We start from the raw sequence: 24389 nt of genomic DNA, 5'->3' as shown, positions 1-24389 counted from the left end.
TTAAGGGCCACGAGAAGGGCCAGGACAACAACGGCAACGGCACGCCTGCTGGTGAGCAACCGGGAGAGCCGAACGAGCCTACTCCGAATGAGAACCAGCGTTGCTTGGCTACTGGTCTGGGTGTTGGTATCCCGCTGCTGTTCCTGATTCCGGTTGGTTTGGCTTCCCAGCTGAACATTCCGGGTCTGAAGGACTTTGTTGCTCCGATTGATAGCCAGATTCAGGCTTTGAATACTCAGCTGCAGAAGCAGGCTGGTGTGTTCAATGGCCCGCTGGCTGGCCAGGTTGCTGGTATTGATGCGCAGCTGAAGCGCTTCGGTATCAATGGCAGCACCCTTGCTTTGGTTGCTGCTGGTGCGCTGGCTATCGGCCTTATCGCTGATGCTTGTGCTCCGGGTGCAGGTTCTTCCAACGATTCCTCCAAGTAAGAGAGACGCTGACGCACGCCGAGGGCCAGTCGGCCCTTAGGGGCCGGCTGACACATAGAAGGTCAGTCTAAAGACTAAGCCCCCTTTTCCACCGTTTCCCTGCGGTGGGGAAGGGGGCTTTGGTGATCCTGGGGCGAAGGGCGTGTTGTGTGCTGGTGCTCGGGTGAGGGAACGGTGAGATTGGGTAGGTGGGGGTTTGGGGGACGTCGCCAAGCAATGCAGCGCTAGAAGTGTGCGATAATTCGAGAATGACTACCGTAGGCGACATCGCAGGCCACATCGGAACCCCTCTGACAGGAAACGCCACCAAGGTGCTTCTTTTGGGGGCGGGCGAGTTGGGCAAGCAGTTGGTAATTGCCTTTCAAAACTTAGGGCTGGAGGTCCACGCCGTGGACCGCTACGCAGGAGCGCCGGCGCAGCAGCTCGCGCACTTTAGCTACATCGCAGATATCAGGGACCCGCACAAGGTGTGGGAGCTTACAGAGCGAATCAAGCCGGACTACGTGGTCCCGGAGGTCGAGACCGTCGCGGTGGAGGCGCTGAAGCGTATCGAGGAATTCGGCACCACCGTCGTGCCGACGGCGCGGGCCTGTGAGCTCACACAGTGCCGTGAGAGCGTGCGTGAGGTGGCTGAGAGCATCGGCCTGCCGGTTACGGCCTATCGCTTTGCTGAGTCCGCTGAGCAGCTGCAGGAGGCGGTGGGGGAGCTGGGACTGCCGTGCATCGTGAAGCCGGATATTACGACCTCCGGCAAGGGGCACGTCCTTCTTAAGGAAGAAGAAGAAGATGTGGAGGAGGCCTGGGCCATGGTGCGCCACGTGTCCTCCGATAATAAGCGCGTGGTGGTGGAGCGCTTCGTTGACTTTGATTATGAGGTCACGCTCCTTGCTGTACGCTCCATTGACCCGGCTACGGGCAAGATGGCCACGTGGTTCAGTGAGCCCATTGGCCACCGCCACGAGAACGGTGACTTGGTGGAGTCCTGGCAGCCCATGGCGATGAGTGAGGATGCGCTGGCGAATGCGCGCTCCGTCGCGGCGCGTATCTCCAACGAGTTGGGTGGGCGCGGCGTCTACGGCGTTGAGCTCTTCGTGGCGGGCGATGAGGTGTACTTCTCCTCCGTCTCACCGCGTCCTTTGGATACCGCCATGCTGACCGGCTACACGCAGCGCTTCTCTGAGTTTGAGCTTCATGTCCGCGCGATTTTGGGCTTCCCCATTGACGTGACGATGGTCAGCCCTGGTGCTGCGGTCATCCTGCACGCGGACGCTGAGCTTGACGACGTCTCCTTCACCGGCCTCGACACCGCCCTATCCTATGAAGAGACCGACGTGCGCCTGTTTGGCAAGCCCTGGGCCTACGCCGGACGCCGCATGGGCATGGTGGCTACGACCGCCGAGGACGTTGAGACCGCCCGCGACAGGGCAGCGCTCGCGGCCGGGAAGATTACTGTTGGGCCGAATACTGATAAAACCGTCCACGGTGACTCACAGCCGGTGGAACCGACGCCCAATGCAGTCTCCGATATTGAGGTCATTGAAGTCCCGGAACCGGTGGTCGATGTCGATCCGAAGCTGACCCGCTCCGCCGATGACTAGGCCTAGTTAAGCGGAGGACTCCTCTAGCCGCGCGATATGCAGCGTCAGGTAGGAGACTTCATCGGGGGTTAAAGTGCTGTCGAGGCGCAGCTCAATCAGGTTGGCTACCATCTGGGCGGTCTCGACGGCATCGGGGTAGCGCGCGGAGATGGCGGTGGCCACCTGGCGGTCGTCGGAGTCGAGCTGCTGGTGCTCCGCCATGCGCACGAAGAGATAGCGCAGGTGGGTAATGAAGCGGGCGACGGAGATATCTTCGCTGTTGAGCTCCGTATCGTTGTGAGATCCGATAACGGCCAGAATCTGTTGGATGAGGCCCGTCATGCGGTAGGTGCCGGAGAGATCCCCCACCGCGAACCCGGCGTTGACCAGGTGGAGGGTGATGGCCACGGCCTCATCAGGAGCCAGAGGTTTGTGCAGGCCGCTGTTGATGGCGGCGAGTAGCTGTTGCGCGAGGGAAAAATCGTCGGCGTAGAGGTGGCGGACCTCCGCTTCCAGTGGATAGGACACGGTGTTGCCGCGGCTGACTGCGCCGTGGATGTGATCCGCAATTGCCACGACCAGTGTGAGCTTGCTACGCAGTGTCTCCGACATGTCGACGGAGTGCATGGCGTCGATGACTAGCTGGACGTATTCGCCGGGAATACCGGCAATCATGGCGGCCAGGTGGTCCGGATCGCGGCCGGAATCAGGGACGAAGACCTTCACCACCTTGGCCGGGTCAATCTCAGCACCAGGTTTGGCTTGGAAGCCGATGCCGCGGCCGGTGACAATGACGTCTTCCGCACCGCGCCGCGCGAGCACGACGTTGTTATTGAACACGCGCAACAGTTGCACAGGGCACCTTTCTGGTTGGGGTTAACCGGTTAGGGCGAAAACGACTAAAGCCGGCCACGATGGTGGTTCCATCGAGCCAGCTTAGTCAGGGTTCGTTAGAGGCGTGCTAAAGGTTTCCTAGTGGGTCCTTTAGCGGGTCGTGGTGATGACCGTATCGCCAGCGGCGGCGTGGTTCAGACCAGCCGGGGTGACGGCGGACAGCGCCTTGGTGTTGGTGACGGCCAAGACGATGGTGGTGTCGTAGCCGGCTTCGGTGACCTTGGCAAAGTCAACGGTGGCAAGCAGCTCGCCCTGCTTGACCGTGTCGCCCTTCTTGACGGCTGGGGCGAAACCTTCGCCCTTCATCTTCACGGTGTTGATGCCGATGTGGACGAGGACCTCCACGCCGTCCTCGGTCTTGATGCCGTAGGCGTGGCCGGACTTCATGGCACTCATGACGGTGCCGCTGACGGGGGCGTAGACCTCGTTGCTCTCGGGGACGATGCCCACGCCATCACCCAGTGTGCCGGCGGAGAAGACCGGGTCATCGATCTCAGCCATGGGGACAACCTTGCCGGTCGACGGCGAAGCGATGTCGGTGGTGGTACCAGCGGCAGGCTCAGCCGCCTTGGCGGGGGCGTCTTCCTTGGTGGCCGTTGCGGTGGCAGCACCGGCGCCAGCGCCGGCAGCGGTGGTTGCGGGGGCGTCGGCAAGCGCGGCGTTGTCGGCGGTGTTGGCGTTGTCGAGCTCGGCCTTTTCGGCTGCCTCGCGGGCGGCCTTAGCCTCAGCGCGCTCCTCCGGGGAGCGGTAGTCAGTGATGAAGACCGCCAGGAAGGCCACGACGAATGCCACAGCAATGGCGATGGCGTACTTGGCCATCGGGCTAAACACAGAGATGGTGAGCACGGAGGTGAAGACGAAGGCATCGGTAGTAATGCCGTTCGTGCCCAGGGTCAAAAGTGCCACGGTCAGGCCACCGGCAAAGCAGCCCACCAGCATGCGCGGGTAGATGCGCTTGTAACGCAGGTGAATGCCGTAGAGAGAAGGCTCGGAGACGCCGCCCAGCAGGCCCGCAACCAAGGCGGAGCCGGCGGTCTGACGCATCACGGTGTCCTTGTCGCGGATGGACAGTGCCAGCACGGCGGCGGTGGCGCCGAAGCAGGCGAAGTTCCAAGCACCCATTGGGCCTTGGATGAAGTCATAGCCCAAGGTCTGGATGTTTACCAGCATCAAGGCGTTCAGTGGCCAGTGCAGACCCAGCGGAACCAGGAACGGGTAGATCATCGGGATAGCCAGGGCGAAGACGAACGGAACGTTGTCATTCATCCAGGACAGACCGGCGCCGATGCCGTTACCGGCCCATACGCCGAACGGGCCGATGATAAATGCCGTGAGAGGGATGACGATGAGCATAGTGAAGAACGGGACGAACACCATGTGCAGAGCCGAAGGAATGATCTTCTGGAAGAAGCGGTAGACCAGCGCTGCCACAAAGGCCATCATCAACGGTACGAAGACGTTGCCGCCGTACCCCGGAAGCTGCATGGTCATGCCAAAGATAGGAATGGAGCACTGCTCGCTGCCCAACGTATCGTTGACCACGCACTGGACGGCAGGGTTCTCAGAAAGGCCCAAGAACTCCGGAGTCAGCAGGGCGGCCATGATGGCGCCCGGGACCCATGGGTCGATGCGCAGCTTCTTGCCGGCGTTGTAGGCCACCATCAGCGGCAGGAAGTAGAAGACGGAGCGCCACATGGCGTCGACGAAGAACCACGAGGCGGGCTTGTCCTCGGCGCGGAAGTCGACGATTCCGAATGCGTCGAGGATCGACGCGAAGGCGATAATCAGCGAGGCGCCAAGCAACACACCCAGAATTGGTCGGAAAGAATCGGACAAGTACTCGAAGAACTCGTCCATAAAAGGAACCTTGCCCTTCGCCTTCGAGCGGGCCGCGGCTTTGATGTCCGCATTCGAAGCGCCGCCGTCTTTCATCTCCGGCAAAGCGTTGATCTCGTCGTAGACGGTAGCGACGTCGCCACCGATAACTACCTGGTAATTTGAGTCGCCTTGCGGCACGGCGCCGAGCACCTTGGGGATGGCGTCGAGCGCTTCCTTGTTGGCCTTCGAGGCGTCGTTAAGCTGGAAGCGCAGGCGGGTGGCGCAGTGCGTGAAAGAGGCAATGTTTTGCGCGCCGCCGATGCCATCCAAGATGGCCTCAGCTGTAGAGCGCGTTTGCGTCGACATGAGATTTCCTTTCGAACTTCTTTCAGGGCGCAATGCAGTTCGCGGAGGTTCCGGGGGCCTGCCCAGGAGGCCTAAAAACTACAAAAAGACCCAGGAAGCTGGGTCTTTGCATTTCACAGTTCAGTGGAATGCGCGGTGCACACAGCATCCTAGGTCTTGCCCGAAGTAACAATCCTTATAAATTGAACCTACTCCGCGGCTCTCACTCTGGGCAATTTATGTGACTCACCACACCGCTTTTTCGGGCGGCTGGGCGATTGGAGGTTCCTAAATGTGTTTTAGATTGCACTAAGCCTTTTTAAAACGGCTAAATTCGGACATCTCCAGTATGGTGAAGAGGTCACTGTATGTTGTGCCTCGTGACGCGCAACACACAACATCGTCTACTCTTTGGAAAGAGAAAGGCTAGCAGTAAATGTCTTCACAGAACTCCGCACTCGTGAGCGTCATGGGCCGTGGCTTTGACGGCCTCGATATCGCCTCCCTGGCAACCGACCTCGGCGCGACCTTCGCGCAGCTCGATGACCTGGGCACCACCCTGGACCAGATTCTGGTCACCGTTCCAGAAGGCGACGTCGTGTTGCAGGGCACGGGTGTGATGGACTTTGACGCCAAGGCCGCAGCGGCCCTGGGCATCCCGTTCGTTCTGATTTCCAACGCTCCGCAGCGCACCTCCGACCTGGCCCTTGCACATGCCCGTTCCCTGGGTGCTGAGGTAGTAGGCGCGTTTACCGACGTCGCGTCTGTCCCTGGTGCGCTCGCAGCCATCGAGTCCGTCGCGCCGGTCATGAGCGCGGAGGTCTTCCAGAAGCAGTTGCTTGACCAAGCCCGTGCCGCCGGTGCGCACATCGTTCTGCCGGAAGGCGAGGACGACCGCATTATCGAGGCAGCCGGAGCGCTTATGGCGGGCAAGGTGGCGAAGCTGACCATCCTGGGTGATGAGGCGGACGTCGCCAAGCGTGCGGAGCTCCTCGGCGTGGATCTCACTGGCGTGGACGTCATTGACCACCTGAACTCCCCGCTGGCAGAGGAGTTCGCGGCCGACTTCGCGGAGCTGCGCAAGAAGAAGGGCGTTACCCTCGAGCAGGCGCGCGAGACCATGAAGGATGTCTCCTACTTCGCCACCATGATGGTGCACAAGGGCCTGGCAGACGGCATGGTTTCCGGCGCTGCGCACACCACCGCACACACGATTAAGCCTTCCTTCCAGATCATCAAAACCGCGCCGGGCGCATCCGTTGTTTCCTCCATCTTTTTGATGGTGATGCGCGGACGCCTGTGGGCCTTCGGTGACTGCGCGGTCAACCCAAACCCGACCGCCGAGCAGCTGGGTGAAATCGCCGTGGTTTCTGCGAAGACCGCAGCGCAGTTCGGCATCGACCCACGCGTGGCCATGCTGTCTTACTCCACCGGCACCTCTGGCTCCGGCCCGGACGTCGACCGTGCAGTTGCTGCTGTTGAGGCTGCCCGCGGCATCGATTCCTCCGTCAAGGTGGACGGCCCGCTGCAGTTCGACGCCGCTTGTGACCCAGGCGTTGCCGCCAAGAAGGCACCGGAGTCCGAGGTGGCTGGTCAGGCAAACGTCTTCATCTTCCCGGACCTGGAGGCAGGCAACATCGGCTACAAGACCGCCCAGCGTACCGGCGGCGCACTGGCAGTCGGCCCGATTCTGCAGGGTCTGAACAAGCCGGTCAACGACCTTTCCCGCGGCGCTACCGTTCCGGACATCATCAACACCGTCGCAATCACGGCTATCCAGGCAGGAGTCAAGTAAATGGCTTACGTACTCGTTCTTAACTCAGGTTCCTCCTCAGTCAAGTTCCAGCTGGTTGACCCAGCAGGCAAAGCTACCGACGCCCCGCTGGTCTCCGGTCTCGTGGAGCAGGTCGGCGAGCCGATGGGTGCCGTCACCGTCAAGACTGGTGGCGAGGAATACAAGGAAGAGTTGGAGATTCCTACCCACTCTTTCGGCCTGGAGCGCGCGTTCGACATCATGCACCAGCACAATGTGGGCCCGATGGACGTTGAGGTCATCGCCGTGGGCCACCGCGTTGTGCACGGCGGCCGCCTCTTCTCCGATCCACAGCTGATTACGGACCAGATTGAGTCCATGATTGAGGACCTCATCCCGCTGGCTCCGCTGCACAACCCGGCCAACCTGGACGGCATTCGCGTGGCTCGCAAGATGCTGCCGAACATTCCGCACGTGGCCGTGTTCGATACCGCGTTCTTCAACACCCTGCCGCCGGCTGCTGCGCTTTACGCCATCAACAACGAGGTGGCCTCCAAGTACGACATCCGTCGCTATGGCTTCCACGGCACCTCCCACGAGTTCGTCTCCCAGCAGGTTCCGCGCCTTCTGGATAAGGACCCGAAGCGCGTCAACCAGATCACGCTGCATCTGGGCAACGGTGCTTCGGCAGCAGCAATCCGCCATGGCCGCCCGATTGACACCTCGATGGGCCTTACCCCGCTGGCTGGTCTGGCAATGGGTACCCGTTCCGGTGACATTGACCCGGGCATCATCTTCCACCTCTCCCGCCAGGCGGGTATGTCTATCGATGAGATTGACAACCTGCTCAACAAGCAGTCTGGCGTAAAGGGCATTTCCGGCGTCAACGACTTCCGTGTGTTGCGTGAGCGCATCGAAGCCGAGGACCAGGATGCATGGCTGGCATACAACATCTACATCCATCAGCTGCGCCGCTTCATCGGCTCGTACATGATTGCGCTGGGCCGCCTGGATGCGATCACCTTCACCGCGGGTGTGGGCGAAAACGACACTGAGGTGCGCCAGGATTCGCTGTTCAACCTGGGAATGTATGGCATCCACTTTGACAAGGAAGCAAACCTTGTGCGCTCGAAGGAGCCGCGCATGATTTCCACGCCGGACTCGCCGGTCAAGGTCTTCGTGGTGCCGACCAACGAGGAGCTGGCTATCGCACAGAAGTCCGCTGAAATCGCCGATATGGCGCGTGAGGCGGGGCTGTACTAGTCCGCGTTTGGAAGGGGCCAACCTGGTGGTTGGCCCCTTCGTCGCGATGAGTTATCCACAGATTTGACCTGTTGCGCCAATTCCCTCTTGCGCTAGTACTGGCCCTGCTAGTGGACTAGCCCTATGGAACAATTCGGGGGAGTAGTAGAAGGGCAGTCGCTGCCTTGGCATGAAGAGCAGCTGGCGCGGTGTTTGCGGGCGGGCCATTGTGCTAGGCGGGCTGTGCTCGTGGGAGTTTCGGCGGCGCGGGTGCATGGGTTGTGGGTCCTTCCGCCGCGGTGCGGCGAGGAGCCGGTGACGCTCGCTCTGCGCTCTGGCGTTATGCCGCCGCGGAGAGACTGGGGCCACGGCCGAAGTTACAAGAAGATGCGTCTGCCAGATTCTATGGTCGAGAAGGCGCAGGGCGTTCGCGTGACGTCTGCTTTGCGCGCCGCGTTGGATGTCGCGCGCTTCGAAGGCTGGATTCGCGGCTTCGTGGCACTCGAATCATGGTTCCGGATGCATCCTGAACTCGATGTCGAGGCTGCTAAGGCTATGGCTATGGATTGCCTCGAAACTATGGGGCGGGTCAAAGATATCGCTGAAGCACGTCGAGCTATATCGCTTCTCTCTGGTCAATGCGAGTCGCCCTACGAGGCATTATGTATCGCGTTATTGGCACACGCAAAGATGGGTCATTCCATCCAACAGCAAGTCTGGGTGATTCCCAGTGTTCGAGTTGATGTTCTGATTGATGGTTGGCTGGTATTGGAAATTGATGGAGCCGTGAAGTATGACGGCGAAACCTATGGCTCGGATACCCGGCGGGTAATCGTGGAAGAGCGTCGCCGCGAGGTGCGATTGCAGAATGCCGGCTACACGGTATTCCGTGTGACTTCGACTGAGCTGTTTCATCAGCCGCAGAAGTTCCTCGCAGATTTGCGGGCAACTTGGGTGTCTGGCCGTGAGCGGGGACTGCAGCAAGTGGTGCGCCAGGCGTAGGCGCTTCCTCTCACCAGGGTCCTCACCATTTGCAGGTGGTTGGCCTAGATGGTGGGGTCGAGCTGTAACTACTGTGACTGGCGCTGTCTGCTGGGGCTGGTGATCACTCACCTCACCATGTGGTCCTCACCATTTGGGCTGAGGCACGACGCGAATAGTCAAATGGTGAGGTCGCGATGTGGCTAGTGGAGTCAGTGTTCATGGTTGGGGCTAGTGATGGCTATTGAGGTGACGTTCGGGACGGTTGACCTCACCATTTGGAAGGGCAGACATGGCGGAAGGCAGAGCCATCGAGGGGAGCCGCGGAGGCGGACCAGGCTAAAAGTTGGTCACCGGCCGCACCTGGTTCGCCAGGTCCACCAGCGCGTAGCGGTGCCGCGCGAAGGGCGCCTGCCGAGCCAGGGCGCGCAGAGTATCGGCCAAGCCGTAGCGTAAGCCACGCTGCGTGAAGGCGAACTCGAAGAGGTCATTCGGAGAGGCCGCCGCATCGAGGTCACAGTCGCGGAGGAAGTTCAGGCCCGCGGAGATGACTGCCGCCTTGACCTGCAAGAATCGCGGCTCATTTTGTGGGATCTCCTCCAGACGGCGGGCAGCGCGGCGGATACGAGACTCGGAAAGATCGTGCAGTACCAGTTGCAAAATGGTGGTCAGCCGGGCCATGCGGTAGTGGCGCGAGGCGTTGGGCACGCGATCTAGCGTCGCCACGGCCAGCTCCACCTGCTGCTCCGAGCGCATCTGGCGGGCCAGGCCGAAAGCGGATGAGACCGTGGTCGGGTAGGTGGCCCACACGATTCCGTACAGACGCATCGAGTTAAAACGCAGGTGAGCCGGGTCATCGGTGACGTGATCCCAGATTCCTCGATCGTCGGTAAACAGTTCGTTCGGCAGCTCGTCCAGGCTGGTAGTGAGGTTCGCACAAGCCCGCGCGATGGCAGGATCGATGAGCGAGACTTCGTTGTAGCCCAGCTGCTGCAAGATGAGCTCGTTAATCGCCGCGATAGCCAGCTTCGGCGCCGGCTCGCCCGGCAGTAGGTTGAGGACGTTCGCGAAGTGCACTTGGGCGGCGCGATAGTCGTCGAGAAGCAGCACGGCGACGCCGGAGTACCACTGGAAGCGCCAATCGTTTCCGAGCTTGTCCTCAATCGAGGCGAGCCATTCGCGGGCCTGGCCGGTATAACCCAGGTCGATCATGGAACGCACCACGCCGAGCGGGATTTCTGCGGATTCCTCGTACTCCGGGGCCTGCATGGCCTGACGCAGCGTTTCGAGGGCTTCCTGCGGCTCCGTGTAGGAAGCACCCTGCAGGAGCGCGGCGCCCACGTCGGAGCGGTCCACCAGGGGCGCCGGCAGCGCCGAGACCACCTCGGAGGCGGTGATGCGCACGGTGCGGTCGATGCCGTCAATCAGCTGGTCCGTGCGAAAGACCAGGTGCTTGGTGCCGAAGGTCGTACGCTGTGGGGAAAACAGCGAGTGCTGCGAGGGATGCTGAACGCCATCGCGCAGGGCGATGACCTCGCGGAGCACACCAAAGAGCTGGTCCCGCAGCTGCGATACGCTCTGAAAGCGCTTGGCCGGATCTGGGTCCGTGGCGCGCAGCAGCAGCCGGTAGAAGGAGAGGTAGCGGCGCAGCAGCGGCTCCTCGGCAGGGGAGGGCAGTCCGGGTAAGTAGACGCCGTCTTCCTGCGGCAGATGGAAGGTCAGGCAGGCCAGCGTGCGGCCGATGGTGTAGATATCGGAGGCTACCGAGGGGCCATCCTTGGCAATCTCCGGGGCTTGGAAGCCCTTCGTGCCGTAGATGTGCCCGAAGGCGCCGATGCCGGAGACCGCGCCAAGGTCAATCAGCTTGACCTGGTCCTCGGTGATGATGATGTTCGAAGGCTTTAAGTCGTTGTAGACCACCCCGCGCGCATGGAGATAGTCCAGCGCCGGCAGCAGCTCCAAGATGTAGGCAATCGCGGTATCGACCGGGAACAGGCGGTCTGCCTGGTCGTTGCGCCGCTGTTTGAGCGAGGGGCCGCCCACGTACTCCATTACGATGAAGCCGCCGTCCACGCGGGGGTCATCGATGAAGTTGAAAATCTTCACGATTCCCGGGTGCGTAATATCCGCCAGGAACTCGCGCTCGACCTCTGCGGTGGCGGTCTCGTCTGATGACTTTTCCGCCTGCATGCCCTTGAGCACCACGATGCGCCCGGAGACGAAGTGGTCATTAGCCAGGTAAATCCAGCCCAGACCGCCGTGGGCAATAACGCCCAGAATTTCGTACTGACCTGCCACGATATCGCCGGGAGAAAGCTGCGGCGGGGCAACCTTCTCCTTTGCGGGGTCGATGAGCGCCGCCGTAGGGTTGCGCGGCACGATGAAAGGCAAGCGCGCCATGCCGTCGGCCACCTCGCGGTCGGTGCGCTTGGCCGCACGCCGCTGGCGGAAGGTATCGATGGCCGCGCGCCGCGAGCGCTGCGAGGCATCCTCCTGCTTGCGGCGGTCACGCAGCTGCCCCAGCTCCGCAATCAGGGCGCCGATATTATCCGGGTCGTTGAAGTCGCTGTCCGCATCCGCGCCGTCCTCGTCCGCGAAGGGGTCGAAGGCCACGGCCGAGGTACCCTCCTCATCTGCAAACGGGTCGAAGGGCACTGCTTGGGTGGCATCATGCGCCGCGCTAGCCGACGCCGCACTGGACGCCGTGTGCATCGCCGCCGCCGTCGCTTGATCGTCCGCGTGCTCGCTGGGCTCTTCCAGCTTCTCCGGCTCCAAGTGGTCGAGCTCGTCCTCGCTGAAGCTATGGCCTTGAGTAGGGCTCAACGCTTATGCCTCCTCATCGTCTAGGTAGTCAGGGCTGCCCAAAGCCGGCTTGGCCAGGTAGTCACCGAGCCAGCGATCAAAAAGCTTGTCCCAGGTGCCGTCGCTGTGGATGCGCTCCAGGGTGGAATTGACCTGGCGCAGCAGCGGCCGCGAATCATGGGTGGAATCGGGCTTGCGCACGGCCACGCCGTAGTCCTCCGTGGTCAGCGGCTCGCCGACGATCGAGGTATAGGAATCTTGGGCCACCATGCCCGAGAGGAGGGCGTCGTCAGCCACCACGCCGTCGACCTGGTTGAGCTGCAGCGCCATGAGGCAGTCTCCCCAGGCACGGGTCTGCAGGATATTCGCGGTGGAGGCCTCACGGCGGATGGTGTCCACGATGGTGGAGCCCTGGACCGCGCACAGCGTCTTGCCGGCGGTGTCATCGATCGAGCGGATGCCGGAGCTGGTCAGCACCAATAGGCGGGTCTTGGTGGTCATATACGGCGCGGAGAACGCAACCTCACGCTGACGCTCGGCGCTAATGGACATCGTGCGAATGACAATATCCACGCTTTCGTCGTTGAGCGCTCTCGTGCGCTCTGAGGACTCGACGAAGCGGAAGTCAACCTTGTCCGGGTCGCCGAAGATATCGCGGGCAATCTCGCGCGCGATATCCACCTCAAAGCCACGCACCTCGCCCGTTGCGGTGTCGCGGTAGCTCATCAGGTTATTGGAGCGGTCCACGCCGACGATGATGCGCCCGCGCTTATAAATGGCAGGGATTCTTTCCTTCGCGCTCTTGCCGTCCGGTTTATAGGTGCCCTTCAGCGGCGCGTCCAATACCGGCCGGGGTTCGGCGCTGCCGGCGGGCTCGAAGATGGAGTTATCGGGAAGGGGAGGGCCAGCCTCTGCGTCTAAGGAAGCGCGCGGAATCCTTTCCTCCTTGCTGCCTAAGTCGGGGACACCGCAGGAGGCGGCACACAGGGCGGCCGCAGATAAGACGGCTAGAAGGCGAGTGGAATGAGCCATTAGAGGTACTCCTGGAGTCGCGGACGAATACCCAACCAGACGGCGATGATAGCGCCCATGGTCAGCAAGAATACGGCCGTGGCCACCATGGTCATCGCGTTGAGGCCTTCTTCCAGATAGGAACGCATGGCCACGCGCGCCTCGCCGATGAGCTCCGCCAGCGCGGAATCCACGTCGTTGAAGGAGCTCGCGGTGGTCGGAGCGCCGTCCGGGGTAATCGCCGTGGCTTCGTGGATAGCGTCGTCATAGTGGCCGTCGGCAAGCGCGTTCATGAAGACCTCGTGTGAGGCCTCCCATTCTTTGGTGGCGCTTTGTGCGGTTGGCAGGAGGGCGGGATCGGTGACGGGAATGTCGTCGTCGGCAAGCGCGGCTTCGTAGTCCTCGAGGGCCTGGTTGATGGAATAGACCGTCGAGCCAAAGCGCACCGTCATGTCGGACTCTGAGGAGCGCAGGACCAGCGCCAGGGTCTCCGAGGTGCGGGTCTGCTGGGCTTCAATCCGGGAGGCGGTGAGCGAGTCCCACGGACGGGAGACCGTTTCGAAGCCGTGATAGCCGGAGCTCCAGGTGGCGAAGTTCGCCATCGCGGCCCAGGAAAGCGCCAGGAAGAGCAGCACGCTGGCGGCTAAGAAGCCACGGTTGAAGCGGCGGCGCGTCAGGCGCCACAGCCACCACTGCGCGACAAAGAGGAAGAAAAGCGCCGCCACTAAGCCGGAAAGCGGGACCCACTGGGGGCTGGTCAGGCGCTGCTGTTGCTCCTTGACCTTGGCCGTGGTGAGCGAGAAAAGCTCGGCGGCCGCGGGCAGGATCTTGTCACTCATCAGAGAAGAGGCGTTGGACATATACGAGTTCGCCACCGCATTGCCCGCGCGGTGGTTGGTTCGTGCCTTTTCCACCAGGGCGGTATAGACGGGCAGCTCGCGCTGGATAAAGGTGACCAGCTCGCGAATGCGGGCGTCGTTAGTGTTGGTGCCCAAAACGGACTCGGTGGCCGCCACGGAGGCAGCGTCGATGGCCTTGTTATAGCGCTTGCGGTTGATCTCGGAGTCCACGCCCGCCTGGACGAAGCCCGTGGTGGCGACGGTATCCGCCAGCGAAAGGTTGGTGTAGAGGTGGTGCGCCGCGTTAGACATCGGCTCGGTGGAATTGAGCAGCTCGTCCAAGGCCTCGTGGCGGCTGGCGGAAGTATTTGACATCGACAAGCCGGCGGCGGCGAGCGCCACCGTCAGAATCACAGTGACGGTAAAAAGCTTGCCTGGGGTAGTGGCCGCGAAGTGGTAGAGACGGCGGGCCAACCGCGCCGGGCCGGCGAAAGAGCTCATGGCCAGCTGCGTGGCGTTGTTGAAGGCCGGGGTAGCGGGCTCGGTGACTTCGTCGAGCCAGTGATCGCCTGGATGCGCTTCGTGCGCGGCCGGATGCTCGCTGGTACGTGCGGCAGCATCCTCCAACCCTGTGCCAGTCATTCCCATAGAATAGCGCAGTTCCGCGCCGCTTTGGTGATGCACGCCACCGCTGCGCGCTGTCGCTGCACGCTGTCGCATGCAGCGAGAGGATCGTAGGATGGGCGCCATGAAGCAAGGAGAGCACATAAGTGGCGATGGCTGGGCAGCCGGCCCGGGCGGGATAAAGCTATGGGGCAAGTTTGGCGCGGCCGGGCTTTTCCTCCTTGCCGGCGAGCGCGTGCTGCTCCAGCACCGTGCGGAGTGGACCAACCACGGCGGCACCTGGGGCATTCCCGGCGGCGCGCGGGATTTCCACGAAAGCGCCGTTGCGGCTGCACTGCGAGAAACGCAGGAGGAATGCGCCATCGCGCCTGCCGACGTCCTGGTGCTCGGCGAGCGCGTCACCGCCGGGCCCTATCCCGCAGTGGGCGAGCTGCCCGGCAACTGGACCTATACCACCGTCATCGCACGCACCCGTGGCGATGAGCCGTTGGACGTTATTGCCAACGAGGAGTCCAACGAGCTGCGCTGGGTGCACCTCGACGAGGTGGAAAATTTACCTCTGTTGGGGGCATTTCGTGAGGCCATCCCCTCCTTGCGGGCCTTTATTGCGGGCCAACCTCGGTGAGGAGGCTGAAACTATGGCACCCTTGACAGCATGATTGAAGTTGAGGGACTGACGAAACAATATAAGTCTGTCCGCGCAGTAGACGACCTCACCTTTAAGGTGGAGCCAGGCATCGTGACCGGCTTTCTAGGTCCGAACGGTGCGGGCAAGTCGACGACCATGCGCATGATTCTGGGCCTGGATACCCCCACGGCGGGTCAGGCCCGTATTAACGGCAAGGCCTACCGCGAGTTGAAGAGCCCGCTGCGGGAGGTCGGCGCGCTGCTCGACGCCAAGGCCGTGCACCCGAACCGCACCGCGGCCAACCACCTGAAGTGGATGGCGCAGTCCAACGGCATTCCTACTTCCCGCGTGGACGAGGTGCTGGGGCTGGTTGGGCTTTCCGACGTCGCCGGTAAGAAGGCCGGCGGCTTCTCCCTCGGCATGGGCCAGCGCCTCGGCCTGGCCGGCGCCCTGCTGGGTGACCCGGGAATCCTCATCCTGGACGAGCCGGTCAACGGCCTCGACCCAGAAGGTATTCGCTGGGTTCGCTCCTTGGTCCGCGCGCTCGCGGCAGAGGGCCGTACCGTCTTGATTTCCTCCCACCTGTTGTCGGAGATGTCCATGACCGCAGACCACCTCGTGGTCATCGGCCGTGGCCGCCTAGTGGCTAGCCAGTCCACCTATGACTTTGTAAAGCAGCACTCGGATTCCTCAGTCATCGTGCGCTCCGATCACCTCGAAGAGTTCGGCGGCGCGCTGCGTGAGGCCAACGTGGCTTATACAGACGGCAGCGACGAGGAAGGTCGCAAGACCCTCATCATCAATGACGTCAGCACCGATTTCATCGGCCAGCTGGCATATTCCACAGGCGTTCCGCTCAACGAGCTTAGCCTGAAGCGCGCTTCGCTGGAGGATGCGTTCATGCGCATGACCGGCGAGGACGTGCAGTACCACGCCAGCACCCCAGGTGCTGGGCAGCCGAACCAGCCTAACCAGCCTGCCGCATAGGAGGAATGCTAAAAGTGATTATCAATACCCTCCGCGCCGAGTGGACCAAGCTGCGCACCACCAAGTCCTTCTACTGGACCACCGGCCTGATTTTTCTCCTGTCCTTCCTGTGGGCGCTGTTCAACGGTCTCAACGCTGAGATGGACCCAGCGATGCCGATTAGCCCGCTTACTGCCGAGGGCATGAACTCCATCCTGCTGATGCTGGGCATCCCGATCATCATGATCCAGGCCATCATGATCGTGACCACCGAATACCGCTTCGGACTGCAGTCCACGGTCTTCATGGCGAACCCGAATCGCTCCATCGTCGCGCTGGTCAAGCTCCTGATGTACGCGGTTATTGCGGCGGTCATCCTGTTTCTGGCGCTGGTGCTGATTTACTTTGTCTCGGACCTTTCCGCATCCAAGGAAATCGCGGACATCTACAAGCCTTTCGAAGAAGACGGCGGCAAGCGCGCACTGTGGCTCTTACCTCTGCTGGGCTTTATGGTCGTGATCTTTGTGCAGGGCTTGGGCTGGCTGCTGCGCCAGACCGCTGGCACCGTGGCACTGTCCCTGATTCTCTACCTGGGCATTGAGAACGTCGTGCGCCTGCTGCCGAAGGTCGGCGACGACCTCATCCCCTACATGCCATTTTCCGCCTTCGGCAACTGGGCTTCGGACACTGTGCCGGAAAACGTCCCATGGGACTCCTCGGCGGGAAGCGCCATCGTCTTCATCGTTTGGGCGGTAGCGCTGTGGATCCTCGGCGTCTTCGTGCTTGAAAAGCGAGACGCATGATCTCTTGGCCACTCCTGGCTACATTGGCGCTGTTGTCTTCAACAGCGCCTTTTGTCACTCGTCGCCATTTGCAGCGTGCTTCCTCACCATTTGGCTATCTACCCAGGGCTGAAAACCCAGACCTCCTGTTCGTGGATCGCTGCGCTTGCCGACGCCCCTCATTCCAGCAGAGAGCTGCATTTCCAGGTCTGGGTATTTAGTGGGGAAGGGGCCAAACGCGACGGGAGCGCAGGCAGTGTGCGGGGGAGGGCGGCCCAGGCGGCGCTGACGGTGCCGGTGGCGCTATTGCAGCGCCGAGGTCAGGCGCATCACGTTGTCCATGTAACGGCGCACGAAGCCGCGCTCGTTCCATTCCTCCAAGGTCAGCTCATGGCACACCGCGCGGTAGTTGCTAGCAAGCTGGTTAAACTCCGCCAATAAGTTGCCCTTGGCCACCAGCATCGTGGATTCGTAGTTCAAACCGAAAGAACGCATGTCCATATTCGAGGAGCCGAACATGCACAGCGGGTGGCGGCCCGGCTCGTCTGGGTCCGTCATGATGAACTTCGAATGCAGCACGAAAGGCTCTGGGAATTGGAAGATCCGCACCCCTGCCTCCAAAAGTGCCTGGTAGTAGGAGGACTGCGCGTGGTTGACCATGAACTGGTCCGCCTTGGCCGAGACATAAAGCTCCACGTCCACGCCGCGATAGCAGGCAGTGGTGACCGCCTCCATCAAAGATTCATCGGGCACGAAATAAGGCGAAACCATTACCAGGCGGTCTTTGGCGTGGTGCACCAGTGAGTTGAACATGCGCAGGTTCGGCTCCGTGGTGTAACCCGGGCCGGACGGGATGAGCTGGAGGAAGTTGGAGTCCTCGGTATCCGCGTCGTCGTAAGGCAGCGGCTCCAAAGAAAGTGCTTCTTCTGATTCCAGGTACCAGTCCACCGCAAAGACCGCCGACATGGAGGTGACCACCGGGCCGGTGAGCTCTACCATGTAGTCCACCCAGTAGCGGTCCTTGGTGCGGTAGCTGCGCTTAATCATGTTCATCGAGCCCAGAAAGCCCGTTTGGCCGTCGATGATGACCAATTTGCGGTGGTTGCGCAGGTCAGGACGGCGGAAACGAAGCTTGTGCAGCTGCAGCGGCAGCATCAAGCGCCAGTCGACGCCGATCGCGCTAAGGCGCCGGCCGAATTTCCAATAGCCGTGGTACTTCAGGCTGCCAATCTGGTCTAAAAGCAGCTTGACTTCCACGCCTCGCGAGCGGGCGCGTTTGAGAGCCTGGTAGAAGACATCGGTGGCCTCGTCCCAGGATTGGATATAAATCTCGATGTAGACGTACTTCTCGGCGCGGTCGACGGCGCTGGAAATCGCGCGTATTGCCTCGTCGTAGTCGGCGTAAATGCCACGATTGTGGCCCACGAGCGCCGGGAAACCCGTCAGATTGCGATTGAGCGCAATGACGGATTCCACCTCCGGAGAAAGCCTGCCCAGCGGATGATTCGGCGTACTCGCCGTGACGTCTTCCATCAGGTCATGGGCCTCCTGCTGGATGCGGTGGCGGCGGCGATTGATATATGGCGAGCCCATCAGCAAAAACAGCGGCAGGCCCACGATGGGCAGCAGCAAAATAGCCAGCAGCCAGGCCGTGGAGCTCGAGGGTCGGCGGCCTTCGGGCACAAATCCGATGGCCAAGATTTTGATGCCGTAGTCCAAGATGAGGAAAAACAGCTGCCAGAAAGAAAGATCGATGTTTAGTGAGAAGTCCATGCCCCGGTAGGTGCTCCTAACGCACCGAATCGAAGTCAGGCAGATCGAAATCTGCCAGCAGCGGGCAGTGGTCAGAGGTCTTGTCGCCGGCGCGTTCTACCATGTCTACCTGCGCAGATTCCACCGTCGCGGCCAAGGACTTCGAAGCCAGCTGGAAATCGATGCGCATGCCCTCGTTCTTCTGAAAGCGCATCGACTTGTAGTCAAAGTAGGTCCAGCGCTGCTCTTCCGTAAAACGCCGCGTAACCTCCTCAAGGCCTGCCTCCTCCAGCATCTGGAAGGCCGCACGCTCTGGCTCCGTAACGTGGGTCTTGCCGCGGAAGGCCTCGATATCCCAGACGTCCTCATCGCGCGGGGCAATGTTGAAATCGCCGGTGAGCAGCAGCTTCGACTGCGCGCGGCTCTCGCTGTAGTGCGCCAGCGCGTAGAGGAAGCGCAGCTTGTAGTCGTAGTGGCGGTCGGTGATTTCGCGGCCATTGGGCACATAGAGCGACCAGATCTCTACGCCGCGAATCCGCGCGCCCACCGCACGGGCTTCCAAATCCTGCGGCTTTTCTGGGTCCTTGGCAAAGCCTGGCTGGCCGGGGAAGGAGTAGAAGACTTCCTCCGGCTCCGCCTTGGAGACGATGGCCACGCCGTTCCACTGGTTCAGCCCGTGATGGGTGACGTGGTAGCCGGCGGCTTCGAATTCCATGACAGGGAACTTATCGTCGGCAACCTTGGTCTCCTGCAGGCACAACACGTCGATGTCGTGTTTGGCCAGCAGGTCTACCGCCCGCTGCACGCGGGTGCGGACCGAGTTGATGTTCCATGTGGCTATGCGCATGGACTACAGGGTACCGCCTTTGCGCACGGCATACCCACGGCGATGGTGTTCTAAAAACCCGACTTCACTAAGCAGGGCCAACGCTGCGCTTTCCGACGCCTCCACCTCCACGAATGCATTCTCCGCACCGTTTGCTTTGCCCCAGGCCAAAAGCGCCTCCAGCTGTGAGGGGGTGGCGTTTCCAAGCAGCGAGATTCCCAGCCACACGCGCTCGTCGCCGGATTGGCTGAGCGTGGCGTCGAAAAGCGCGGAGTCAAGGTGCGGCTCGGCGCTCGCAGTGTCTAGGGAGCGGGTAAACACGAGGACCTCGGGCTCGAGCTGCCATGCCGCGGGCTCGTTATCGAGTACGCGCAATGCCGCCTTGCCGATGCGCTCCGGGATGGCCAGGCGGGTGGGCAGGTTGTGCTCGGCGTAGAAGGCGTCGATTTCTTCCATGGGCGCGGGCATGAAACCTGCGGAGGGGCCCAGAGGAATGGCGGAATCGGTGCCTTCGCCGAAGCGCATGAGCCATTGGCCATCATTGGTCCAGACTTTCGTCCCGCCGCGCGCTGCCGCGGCTGCCACCTCGACGGCGCGGATTTCGGAGTTGCGCACCGTGCGCGGCGAGAGCTTCTTGATGATCTTCAGCTGCTCGGCGGGGATTTCCACCGCCTCCAAGTCGGAAGGGTAGCCACCCACCGCCTGCGGCCGGATGACAAGCGGTGAGGTGCTCAGCACATGGCCGATGACATCGGAGTGGGTGCCGCCGAATTCGCGCCGGGCAACCACGCGGTCGCCGACGCTGACGGCATCAGAACGGAAGATATAGCTCATGTCGATTAAGGGCGATTAGGGGTGCAGTCTATTTACGCGCCGTGGCCGAAGGGATCCTCGTCCTCGCCTGGCATCCAGGTCCAGCCGGCCTCGGTCCAACCGTTGCGCTTGATGGTCTTCTTGGCCTGGCGCTTGAAGCGGCCGGTGAGCACGTCGGTGTAGACGTAGCCGTCCAGGTGGCCGGTCTCGTGCTGGAGCATGCGCGCGAAGAATCCATATCCTTCGATGGAAATGTCGTTGCCGTGCTCGTCCTTGCCTGTAACGCGGGCCCAGTCGGCGCGGCCGGTGGGGAAGCCCTCACCGGGCACGGAGAGGCAGCCTTCGTCCTCGGAGCCGTCGTCGGCAGGCATGCCCTCGGGGATCTCGGAGGTCTCCAGCACCGGGTTGATGACGCAGCCCTTGCGCATGCCGCTTTCTCCAGCGCCAAGCTGCTTGGCGCTGCCGTTTGGGCCGTCGGTGTCAGGGCAGTGGTAGACAAACAGGCGCTTGTTCACTCCTACCTGGTTGGCGGCAAGGCCGACGCCATGGGCGACGTCCATGGTCTCGTACATGTCGGCGATGAGCTGCTGCAGCTCTGGGGAGTCGATGGGCTCAGTGACCGGCTCGGTGGGATTGTGCAGAACCGGGTCGCCGTGGATAACGATGGGGCGAATAGTCATGCCCTACAGTTTAGGCATGCAATCCTTGTCAGACCTAGACGCGGCCATTTTGGAGTTCGAATCGCATGCCCCGCGCGGTATCGGGCCTAAGGAAGAGGCCATTCGCGCGGAGCTGGATATCTCGCCGGTGCGTTATCACCAGCGCTTGAACGTGCTTCTCGATGCCCCCGCTGCCGCCGAGGCCTATCCGGTGCTGGTTGCGCGTTTGCGGCGCGTGCGGGATGGCCGTCAGGAGGCGCGGCGCGCCGCGCGGGAGGATGCACCAGATCTCCCTAATTAGAGACTAGGGTTGCTGCTGTGACTAATGTGAATTCAGATAAAGCAGCAGAATCCACCTCCACACAGGGCTCACAGGGCTCAAAGGCGGGTGCGCACCGCAGCTCGTCTAGCGGCCTGCCGCTGCGCGGCTTCGCAATGGTGCTCATTGCCGTTGCTGTCATGCTCGGCATGTGGGGCCTGTACACGCTGACCTCCAAAGACTCCACCGATACTGCCCAGACCGGCAGCACCGGCGTCGCCACGCTGCCTGCTCCCGCCGAGGGCGAGCCCGGCGCACAGGGCAGCCCATCTGCGCAGCCGGGTGCTGCCGGCAGTGCCGCGCCGGGCACGCAGGATGCCAAGGCTGGCCAAGACGCAGCCGGACAGCCTGCCAAGGAAGGCCAGGATGCAGCCGGCCGTGAAGCAGCCAACAAGGACGGTGCCGCTGCCGGTGCTGCGGGGGCAGAGGGCGCCGCAGGCGTCGAGCGCGCAGCCAAGGACATCCCGGTCAACGTATTCAACAACTCCGGCCGCGCGAACTTCGCTGCAGAGCAGGCAGACAAGCTGAAGGAGAAGGGCTTCAAGATCGGCGAGGTGGGCAACCTGGCCGGCGATATCCTCACCGTTCCGCAGACCACCGTCTACTTCCCGGCAGGCGATAAGGACGCAGAGAGCCTCGCACGCGAGACCGCAGCGCAGTTCTACGGCGCGCAGTCCATCCCGGAGGGTGCCATCGCCGAGTACCCGGCAGAGCTCAAGGCTGAATTCACCAAGGGCAACGCAGTCGTTGCAGTTCTGGCCATCCCGCAGGCCTAAAAGATTCGCAAGATAGATGCACGGTGGAATAAAAGACAAAATCCACCGTGCATTTAATGCATAAGAAAATGCTCTAGCTGGACCTTGCTGCGGATAGACTCACAAGGGTGAACATTCCGGAAGAATCCTTCACCCGTTCGGCCGGGCCCACCTTGGGCGTTGAATGGGAAGTAGCCCTCGTCGATCCGCACTCTTGGGATCTGGTCCCACGCGGCGCCGAGCTGATTGAACGCGTGCAGGCGGCCACGCCCGAAATCCAGCTGGAGAAGGAATTCCTCCAAAACACCGTGGAACTGGTCACCGGAATTTGCCACACGGTGCCGGAAGCAATCGCGGATTTGTCGCACAAGCTAGAGCATGTGCGTGCCGCCGCCCGGGAAATGGGCGTGGCCCTGTGGGCCTCCGGCGGGCACCCTTTCACGGACTACCGCGAGAACCCTGTCTCGGATAAGGCAAGCTACTCCGAAATCATCAACCGCACCCAGTACTGGGGCAAGCAGATGCTGCTGTGGGGAACCCACGTGCACGTGGGTATCCGCCACGAAGACCGCGTGTGGCCCATCATCAATGCGCTGATGACCAAGTATCCGCACCTGCTTGCAATCTCTGCCTGCTCGCCAGGCTGGGAGGGCATGGATACTGGTTATGCTTCCAACCGCACCATGCTCTATCAGCAGCTGCCCACCGCCGGCATGCCTTATCAGTTTGCGGATTGGCGCGAGTGGCAGGACTATATGCGGGATCAAGCCATCTCCGGCGTTATCAACCACACCGGCTCGATGCACTTCGATATTCGCCCGGCGGCAAAGTGGGGCACCATCGAGGTGCGGATCTCGGATGCCTCATCTAATCTCCGCGAACTTTCGGCCATCGTCGCGCTCACGCATTGCTTGGTGGTCCACTATGACCGCATGCTTGATACAGATCAGGAGCTGCCCACGCTGCAGCCGTGGCACGTGGCTGAGAATAAGTGGCGCGCCGCCCGCTATGGCATGGACGCCTTGGTGATTACCTCTCGCGCCACGGATGAACGCTGGGTCAAAGACGAGTTGGTTGACTTGGTCGAGGAGCTAACTCCTCTGGCTCGCGAGCTGGGCTGCGAGGCCGAGCTGCAGCTCATCCACGAAATCATCGAGCGCGGGGCCGGCTATGAACGCCAGCGCCGCCTCTACGAGGAGACCGGCAGCTGGCAGAAGGTCGTGGAGGCCACGAGTAAGGAGATGGATAGCCTCCGTCCGCTCTAGGCCCCTCAAGGCTCGGCCTACTTGCGCACTACCGGAATGCGCACGTCGGTGGGGTAGTCCGCCACGTTACTCTGGCGTGCGGCATGCTTGCCGGATGGCTTGCCGTGCGGGAAGCACCCCCAAATGCCATAAACCGCGATGTAGAGGAAGCATGCAAAAGGCCACAGCAGCCATGCCCACGGATGCAGGTTCTCCATGGCCTCTAGGCCATGGGAGGACATCAAGCGCCACACCGGTGGGGAGACGAAGGGCAGCTCCACGAGCAGCAACGCCACGAAGGATGCCAGGCCCGCCAGCTGCGCACCCCAGAAGGAGGGCAGACGCTTGCCGACGGCCTCATTGACCGCCAGCATCACCCATACGCCGAGCGGTACTACCCAGACGAAGTGGTGGTACCAGGAAAAAGGCGAGACCAAGCAGGTGGCCAAGCCCGCCAGCGCCAGCGCGGCGGAGGAATTCCTATTGATCCAGGCGGTGCGCAGCGCCAGCATGGTCACCATCACCACGATGACCACGGCCAGGACCCACAGCGCGGTGTTCTCTTCGCCGTTGAGACGCGCGATGATCGAGCGCAATGACTTCGCGCCGGGGTGGTCCAGGTTGCCCACGCGATCAGAATTGAACATCTTATCCGTCCAGAAATCCCAGGCATCGGGGATCGTCCGCACTCCCACGTAGACGGTAAAGAAGAAGGTAAACACGCAAGCGAAGGCGGACCACCAGCGCTTCTGGAATAACAAAACCAGGCCCATGAAAGCAGGCGTTAGCTTCATGCCAGCGGCAAGGCCGATGCCGATGCCAGGCAGGCGCAACTTACGCGGTAGCAGGTCGAGGGAGACCAGGAACATCAAAAGGATGTTGATCTGGCCATAGAAGAAGGTGCCGTTTACCGGATCAGTAGCCAAGCTGCTTATAAGCAGCGCGAGGCCTACGAACCAAGAGGCTGGGCCCATCTTGTAGCCACGCTCGCGGATGACCAGCATGATAACGGCGAAAAGAGCGATGCCCGTGATCCACTGCCAAGTCACCATCAGGCCATGGTCGGAAAAACCAGCCATCCACTCGAAGAACCAGCCTGCAAACGGCGGGTAGGTGAAAGGAAAGTTGTGGATATACGGGGCGTCGTAAAGATCGCCGCCCGCCTTCACGTCGGCGCCGGCGAGCTGGTAGATCTTCAGGTCGAAAGGAATCCTGCCAAAGAAGGCGCGCCCGCGCTCATCCGAGACGTTGAAGCGGTAAATCACGAAGGCGGCGAAGGCCGTCAGGACAGTAGCCAACGTGGGCAAGCCGTAGAGCTTTTTCACCTGCTG

At 61.8% G+C, this 24389-nt stretch carries 21 protein-coding genes; 11 read left to right on the top strand and 10 right to left on the bottom strand.

What is annotated here, in order from left to right; genetic code table 11:
- Both HMPREF3155_RS12970 and purT read left to right on the top strand, forming a co-directional pair.
- Positions 1–428, top strand: a 428-nt coding sequence (locus tag HMPREF3155_RS12970; RefSeq protein WP_168162299.1) for a hypothetical protein, incomplete at its 5' end; no start/stop codon positions are given.
- Positions 429–676: 248 nt separating this feature from the next.
- The gene (gene purT, locus HMPREF3155_RS00690) at positions 677–2026 is read left to right on the top strand and encodes a formate-dependent phosphoribosylglycinamide formyltransferase (RefSeq protein WP_070432331.1); all 1350 of its coding nucleotides are present in this window, start codon (positions 677–679) and stop codon (positions 2024–2026) included.
- A 6-nt stretch (positions 2027–2032) separates the two neighbouring features.
- Here the strand turns inward: purT and HMPREF3155_RS00685 are convergent, their stop codons facing one another.
- Together HMPREF3155_RS00685 and HMPREF3155_RS00680 are read right to left on the bottom strand one after the other, a co-directional pair.
- A complete protein-coding gene (locus tag HMPREF3155_RS00685; RefSeq protein ID WP_062037024.1) occupies positions 2033–2860 on the bottom strand; it encodes a PRD domain-containing protein in 828 nt (275 codons plus the stop codon).
- Positions 2861–2989: 129 nt separating this feature from the next.
- A complete protein-coding gene (locus tag HMPREF3155_RS00680; protein WP_070432330.1) occupies positions 2990–5083 on the bottom strand; it encodes a glucose PTS transporter subunit IIA in 2094 nt (697 codons plus the stop codon).
- A 415-nt stretch (positions 5084–5498) separates the two neighbouring features.
- Between HMPREF3155_RS00680 and pta the strand changes: the two genes are divergently transcribed.
- The 3 genes from pta (at position 5499) to HMPREF3155_RS00665 (ending at position 9059) form a co-directional block, all read left to right on the top strand.
- Positions 5499–6857, top strand: a complete 1359-nt coding sequence (pta, locus tag HMPREF3155_RS00675) for a phosphate acetyltransferase (protein WP_070432329.1) — start codon at positions 5499–5501, stop codon at positions 6855–6857.
- Positions 6858–8078, top strand: coding sequence for an acetate kinase (locus HMPREF3155_RS00670; protein WP_061924828.1), 1221 nt, complete (start codon positions 6858–6860; stop codon positions 8076–8078).
- Between the two features lie 366 nt (positions 8079–8444).
- Complete coding sequence (locus tag HMPREF3155_RS00665) at positions 8445–9059, top strand: hypothetical protein (RefSeq protein WP_148138202.1); 615 nt, start codon at positions 8445–8447, stop codon at positions 9057–9059.
- A gap of 318 nt (positions 9060–9377) precedes the next feature.
- Here the strand turns inward: HMPREF3155_RS00665 and HMPREF3155_RS00660 are convergent, their stop codons facing one another.
- The 3 genes from HMPREF3155_RS00660 to HMPREF3155_RS00650 form a co-directional block, all read right to left on the bottom strand.
- Complete coding sequence (locus HMPREF3155_RS00660) at positions 9378–11750, bottom strand: serine/threonine protein kinase (RefSeq protein ID WP_371441320.1); 2373 nt, start codon at positions 11748–11750, stop codon at positions 9378–9380.
- A 114-nt stretch (positions 11751–11864) separates the two neighbouring features.
- Positions 11865–12872, bottom strand: a complete 1008-nt coding sequence (locus HMPREF3155_RS00655; protein WP_070432326.1) for a glutamate ABC transporter substrate-binding protein — start codon at positions 12870–12872, stop codon at positions 11865–11867.
- On the bottom strand, positions 12872–14332 hold the full coding sequence (locus HMPREF3155_RS00650; protein WP_070432325.1) for a hypothetical protein: 1461 nt from the start codon (positions 14330–14332) through the stop codon (positions 12872–12874). The genes HMPREF3155_RS00655 and HMPREF3155_RS00650 overlap by 1 nt, the downstream gene beginning before the upstream one ends.
- 97 nt (positions 14333–14429) lie before the next feature.
- Between HMPREF3155_RS00650 and HMPREF3155_RS00645 the strand changes: the two genes are divergently transcribed.
- Genes HMPREF3155_RS00645 through HMPREF3155_RS00635 form a run of 3 tightly spaced genes read left to right on the top strand, consistent with a single transcriptional unit; the run spans position 14430 to position 16711 of the window.
- Positions 14430–14939: an NUDIX domain-containing protein gene (locus HMPREF3155_RS00645; RefSeq protein ID WP_062044452.1), complete on the top strand. Its 510-nt coding sequence runs from the start codon at positions 14430–14432 to the stop codon at positions 14937–14939.
- A gap of 30 nt (positions 14940–14969) precedes the next feature.
- Positions 14970–15929, top strand: coding sequence for an ABC transporter ATP-binding protein (locus HMPREF3155_RS00640; RefSeq protein WP_061924817.1), 960 nt, complete (start codon positions 14970–14972; stop codon positions 15927–15929).
- 14 nt (positions 15930–15943) lie between these two features.
- Complete coding sequence (locus HMPREF3155_RS00635; protein WP_062044454.1) at positions 15944–16711, top strand: ABC transporter permease; 768 nt, start codon at positions 15944–15946, stop codon at positions 16709–16711.
- Between the two features lie 282 nt (positions 16712–16993).
- Here the strand turns inward: HMPREF3155_RS00635 and cls are convergent, their stop codons facing one another.
- Genes cls through HMPREF3155_RS00615 form a run of 4 tightly spaced genes read right to left on the bottom strand, consistent with a single transcriptional unit; the run spans position 16994 to position 20761 of the window.
- Positions 16994–18463, bottom strand: coding sequence for a cardiolipin synthase (gene cls, locus HMPREF3155_RS00630; RefSeq protein WP_070432324.1), 1470 nt, complete (start codon positions 18461–18463; stop codon positions 16994–16996).
- 16 nt (positions 18464–18479) lie between these two features.
- Complete coding sequence (locus tag HMPREF3155_RS00625) at positions 18480–19289, bottom strand: exodeoxyribonuclease III (RefSeq protein WP_070432323.1); 810 nt, start codon at positions 19287–19289, stop codon at positions 18480–18482.
- Between the two features lie 3 nt (positions 19290–19292).
- Complete coding sequence (locus HMPREF3155_RS00620; protein ID WP_061924807.1) at positions 19293–20102, bottom strand: GNAT family N-acetyltransferase, cg3035/Rv0428c family; 810 nt, start codon at positions 20100–20102, stop codon at positions 19293–19295.
- Between the two features lie 32 nt (positions 20103–20134).
- Complete coding sequence (locus tag HMPREF3155_RS00615; RefSeq protein ID WP_061924803.1) at positions 20135–20761, bottom strand: peptide deformylase; 627 nt, start codon at positions 20759–20761, stop codon at positions 20135–20137.
- A gap of 16 nt (positions 20762–20777) precedes the next feature.
- Here HMPREF3155_RS00615 and HMPREF3155_RS00610 point away from each other — a divergent pair, with 16 nt between their 5' ends.
- The 3 genes from HMPREF3155_RS00610 to HMPREF3155_RS00600 all read left to right on the top strand — a co-directional run bounded on the left by HMPREF3155_RS00610 (position 20778) and on the right by HMPREF3155_RS00600 (position 23079).
- A complete protein-coding gene (locus tag HMPREF3155_RS00610; protein ID WP_070432337.1) occupies positions 20778–21041 on the top strand; it encodes a DUF3263 domain-containing protein in 264 nt (87 codons plus the stop codon).
- 17 nt (positions 21042–21058) lie between these two features.
- The gene (locus tag HMPREF3155_RS00605) at positions 21059–21835 is read left to right on the top strand and encodes a LytR C-terminal domain-containing protein (protein WP_070432322.1); all 777 of its coding nucleotides are present in this window, start codon (positions 21059–21061) and stop codon (positions 21833–21835) included.
- Between the two features lie 107 nt (positions 21836–21942).
- Positions 21943–23079 carry a glutamate--cysteine ligase gene (locus HMPREF3155_RS00600; RefSeq protein ID WP_070432321.1) on the top strand — a complete coding sequence of 379 codons (1137 nt, stop codon included), beginning with the start codon at positions 21943–21945 and terminating at the stop codon, positions 23077–23079.
- A 17-nt stretch (positions 23080–23096) separates the two neighbouring features.
- Here HMPREF3155_RS00600 and HMPREF3155_RS00595 read toward each other — a convergent pair whose 3' ends face one another.
- Positions 23097–24383, bottom strand: a complete 1287-nt coding sequence (locus HMPREF3155_RS00595) for a glycosyltransferase 87 family protein (protein WP_083281213.1) — start codon at positions 24381–24383, stop codon at positions 23097–23099.
- Positions 24384–24389: the final 6 nt, after the last annotated feature.

Source organism: Corynebacterium sp. HMSC06D04 (genome assembly GCF_001807315.1).
In the GTDB taxonomy this organism is placed as follows: domain Bacteria; phylum Actinomycetota; class Actinomycetes; order Mycobacteriales; family Mycobacteriaceae; genus Corynebacterium; species Corynebacterium simulans.
This window is presented reverse-complemented; position numbering and strand designations above follow the sequence as displayed.

What these genes read in the sequence shown, in the direction of transcription:
- HMPREF3155_RS00665 (WP_148138202.1), top strand. Translation starts at nt 8,445, where the DNA reads ATGCGTCTGCCAGATTCTATGGTCGAGAAGGCGCAGGGCGTTCGCGTG.
- HMPREF3155_RS00680 (WP_070432330.1), bottom strand. Translation starts at nt 5,083, where the DNA reads ATGTCGACGCAAACGCGCTCTACAGCTGAGGCCATCTTGGATGGCATC.
- HMPREF3155_RS00640 (WP_061924817.1), top strand. Translation starts at nt 14,970, where the DNA reads ATGATTGAAGTTGAGGGACTGACGAAACAATATAAGTCTGTCCGCGCA.
- HMPREF3155_RS00610 (WP_070432337.1), top strand. Translation starts at nt 20,778, where the DNA reads ATGCAATCCTTGTCAGACCTAGACGCGGCCATTTTGGAGTTCGAATCG.
- HMPREF3155_RS00625 (WP_070432323.1), bottom strand. Translation starts at nt 19,289, where the DNA reads ATGCGCATAGCCACATGGAACATCAACTCGGTCCGCACCCGCGTGCAG.
- HMPREF3155_RS00645 (WP_062044452.1), top strand. Translation starts at nt 14,430, where the DNA reads ATGGGCGCCATGAAGCAAGGAGAGCACATAAGTGGCGATGGCTGGGCA.
- purT (WP_070432331.1), top strand. Translation starts at nt 677, where the DNA reads ATGACTACCGTAGGCGACATCGCAGGCCACATCGGAACCCCTCTGACA.
- HMPREF3155_RS00650 (WP_070432325.1), bottom strand. Translation starts at nt 14,332, where the DNA reads ATGACTGGCACAGGGTTGGAGGATGCTGCCGCACGTACCAGCGAGCAT.
- cls (WP_070432324.1), bottom strand. Translation starts at nt 18,463, where the DNA reads ATGGACTTCTCACTAAACATCGATCTTTCTTTCTGGCAGCTGTTTTTC.
- HMPREF3155_RS00615 (WP_061924803.1), bottom strand. Translation starts at nt 20,761, where the DNA reads ATGACTATTCGCCCCATCGTTATCCACGGCGACCCGGTTCTGCACAAT.
- HMPREF3155_RS00620 (WP_061924807.1), bottom strand. Translation starts at nt 20,102, where the DNA reads ATGAGCTATATCTTCCGTTCTGATGCCGTCAGCGTCGGCGACCGCGTG.
- HMPREF3155_RS00660 (WP_371441320.1), bottom strand. Translation starts at nt 11,750, where the DNA reads ATGCACACGGCGTCCAGTGCGGCGTCGGCTAGCGCGGCGCATGATGCC.
- pta (WP_070432329.1), top strand. Translation starts at nt 5,499, where the DNA reads ATGTCTTCACAGAACTCCGCACTCGTGAGCGTCATGGGCCGTGGCTTT.
- HMPREF3155_RS00670 (WP_061924828.1), top strand. Translation starts at nt 6,858, where the DNA reads ATGGCTTACGTACTCGTTCTTAACTCAGGTTCCTCCTCAGTCAAGTTC.
- HMPREF3155_RS00655 (WP_070432326.1), bottom strand. Translation starts at nt 12,872, where the DNA reads ATGGCTCATTCCACTCGCCTTCTAGCCGTCTTATCTGCGGCCGCCCTG.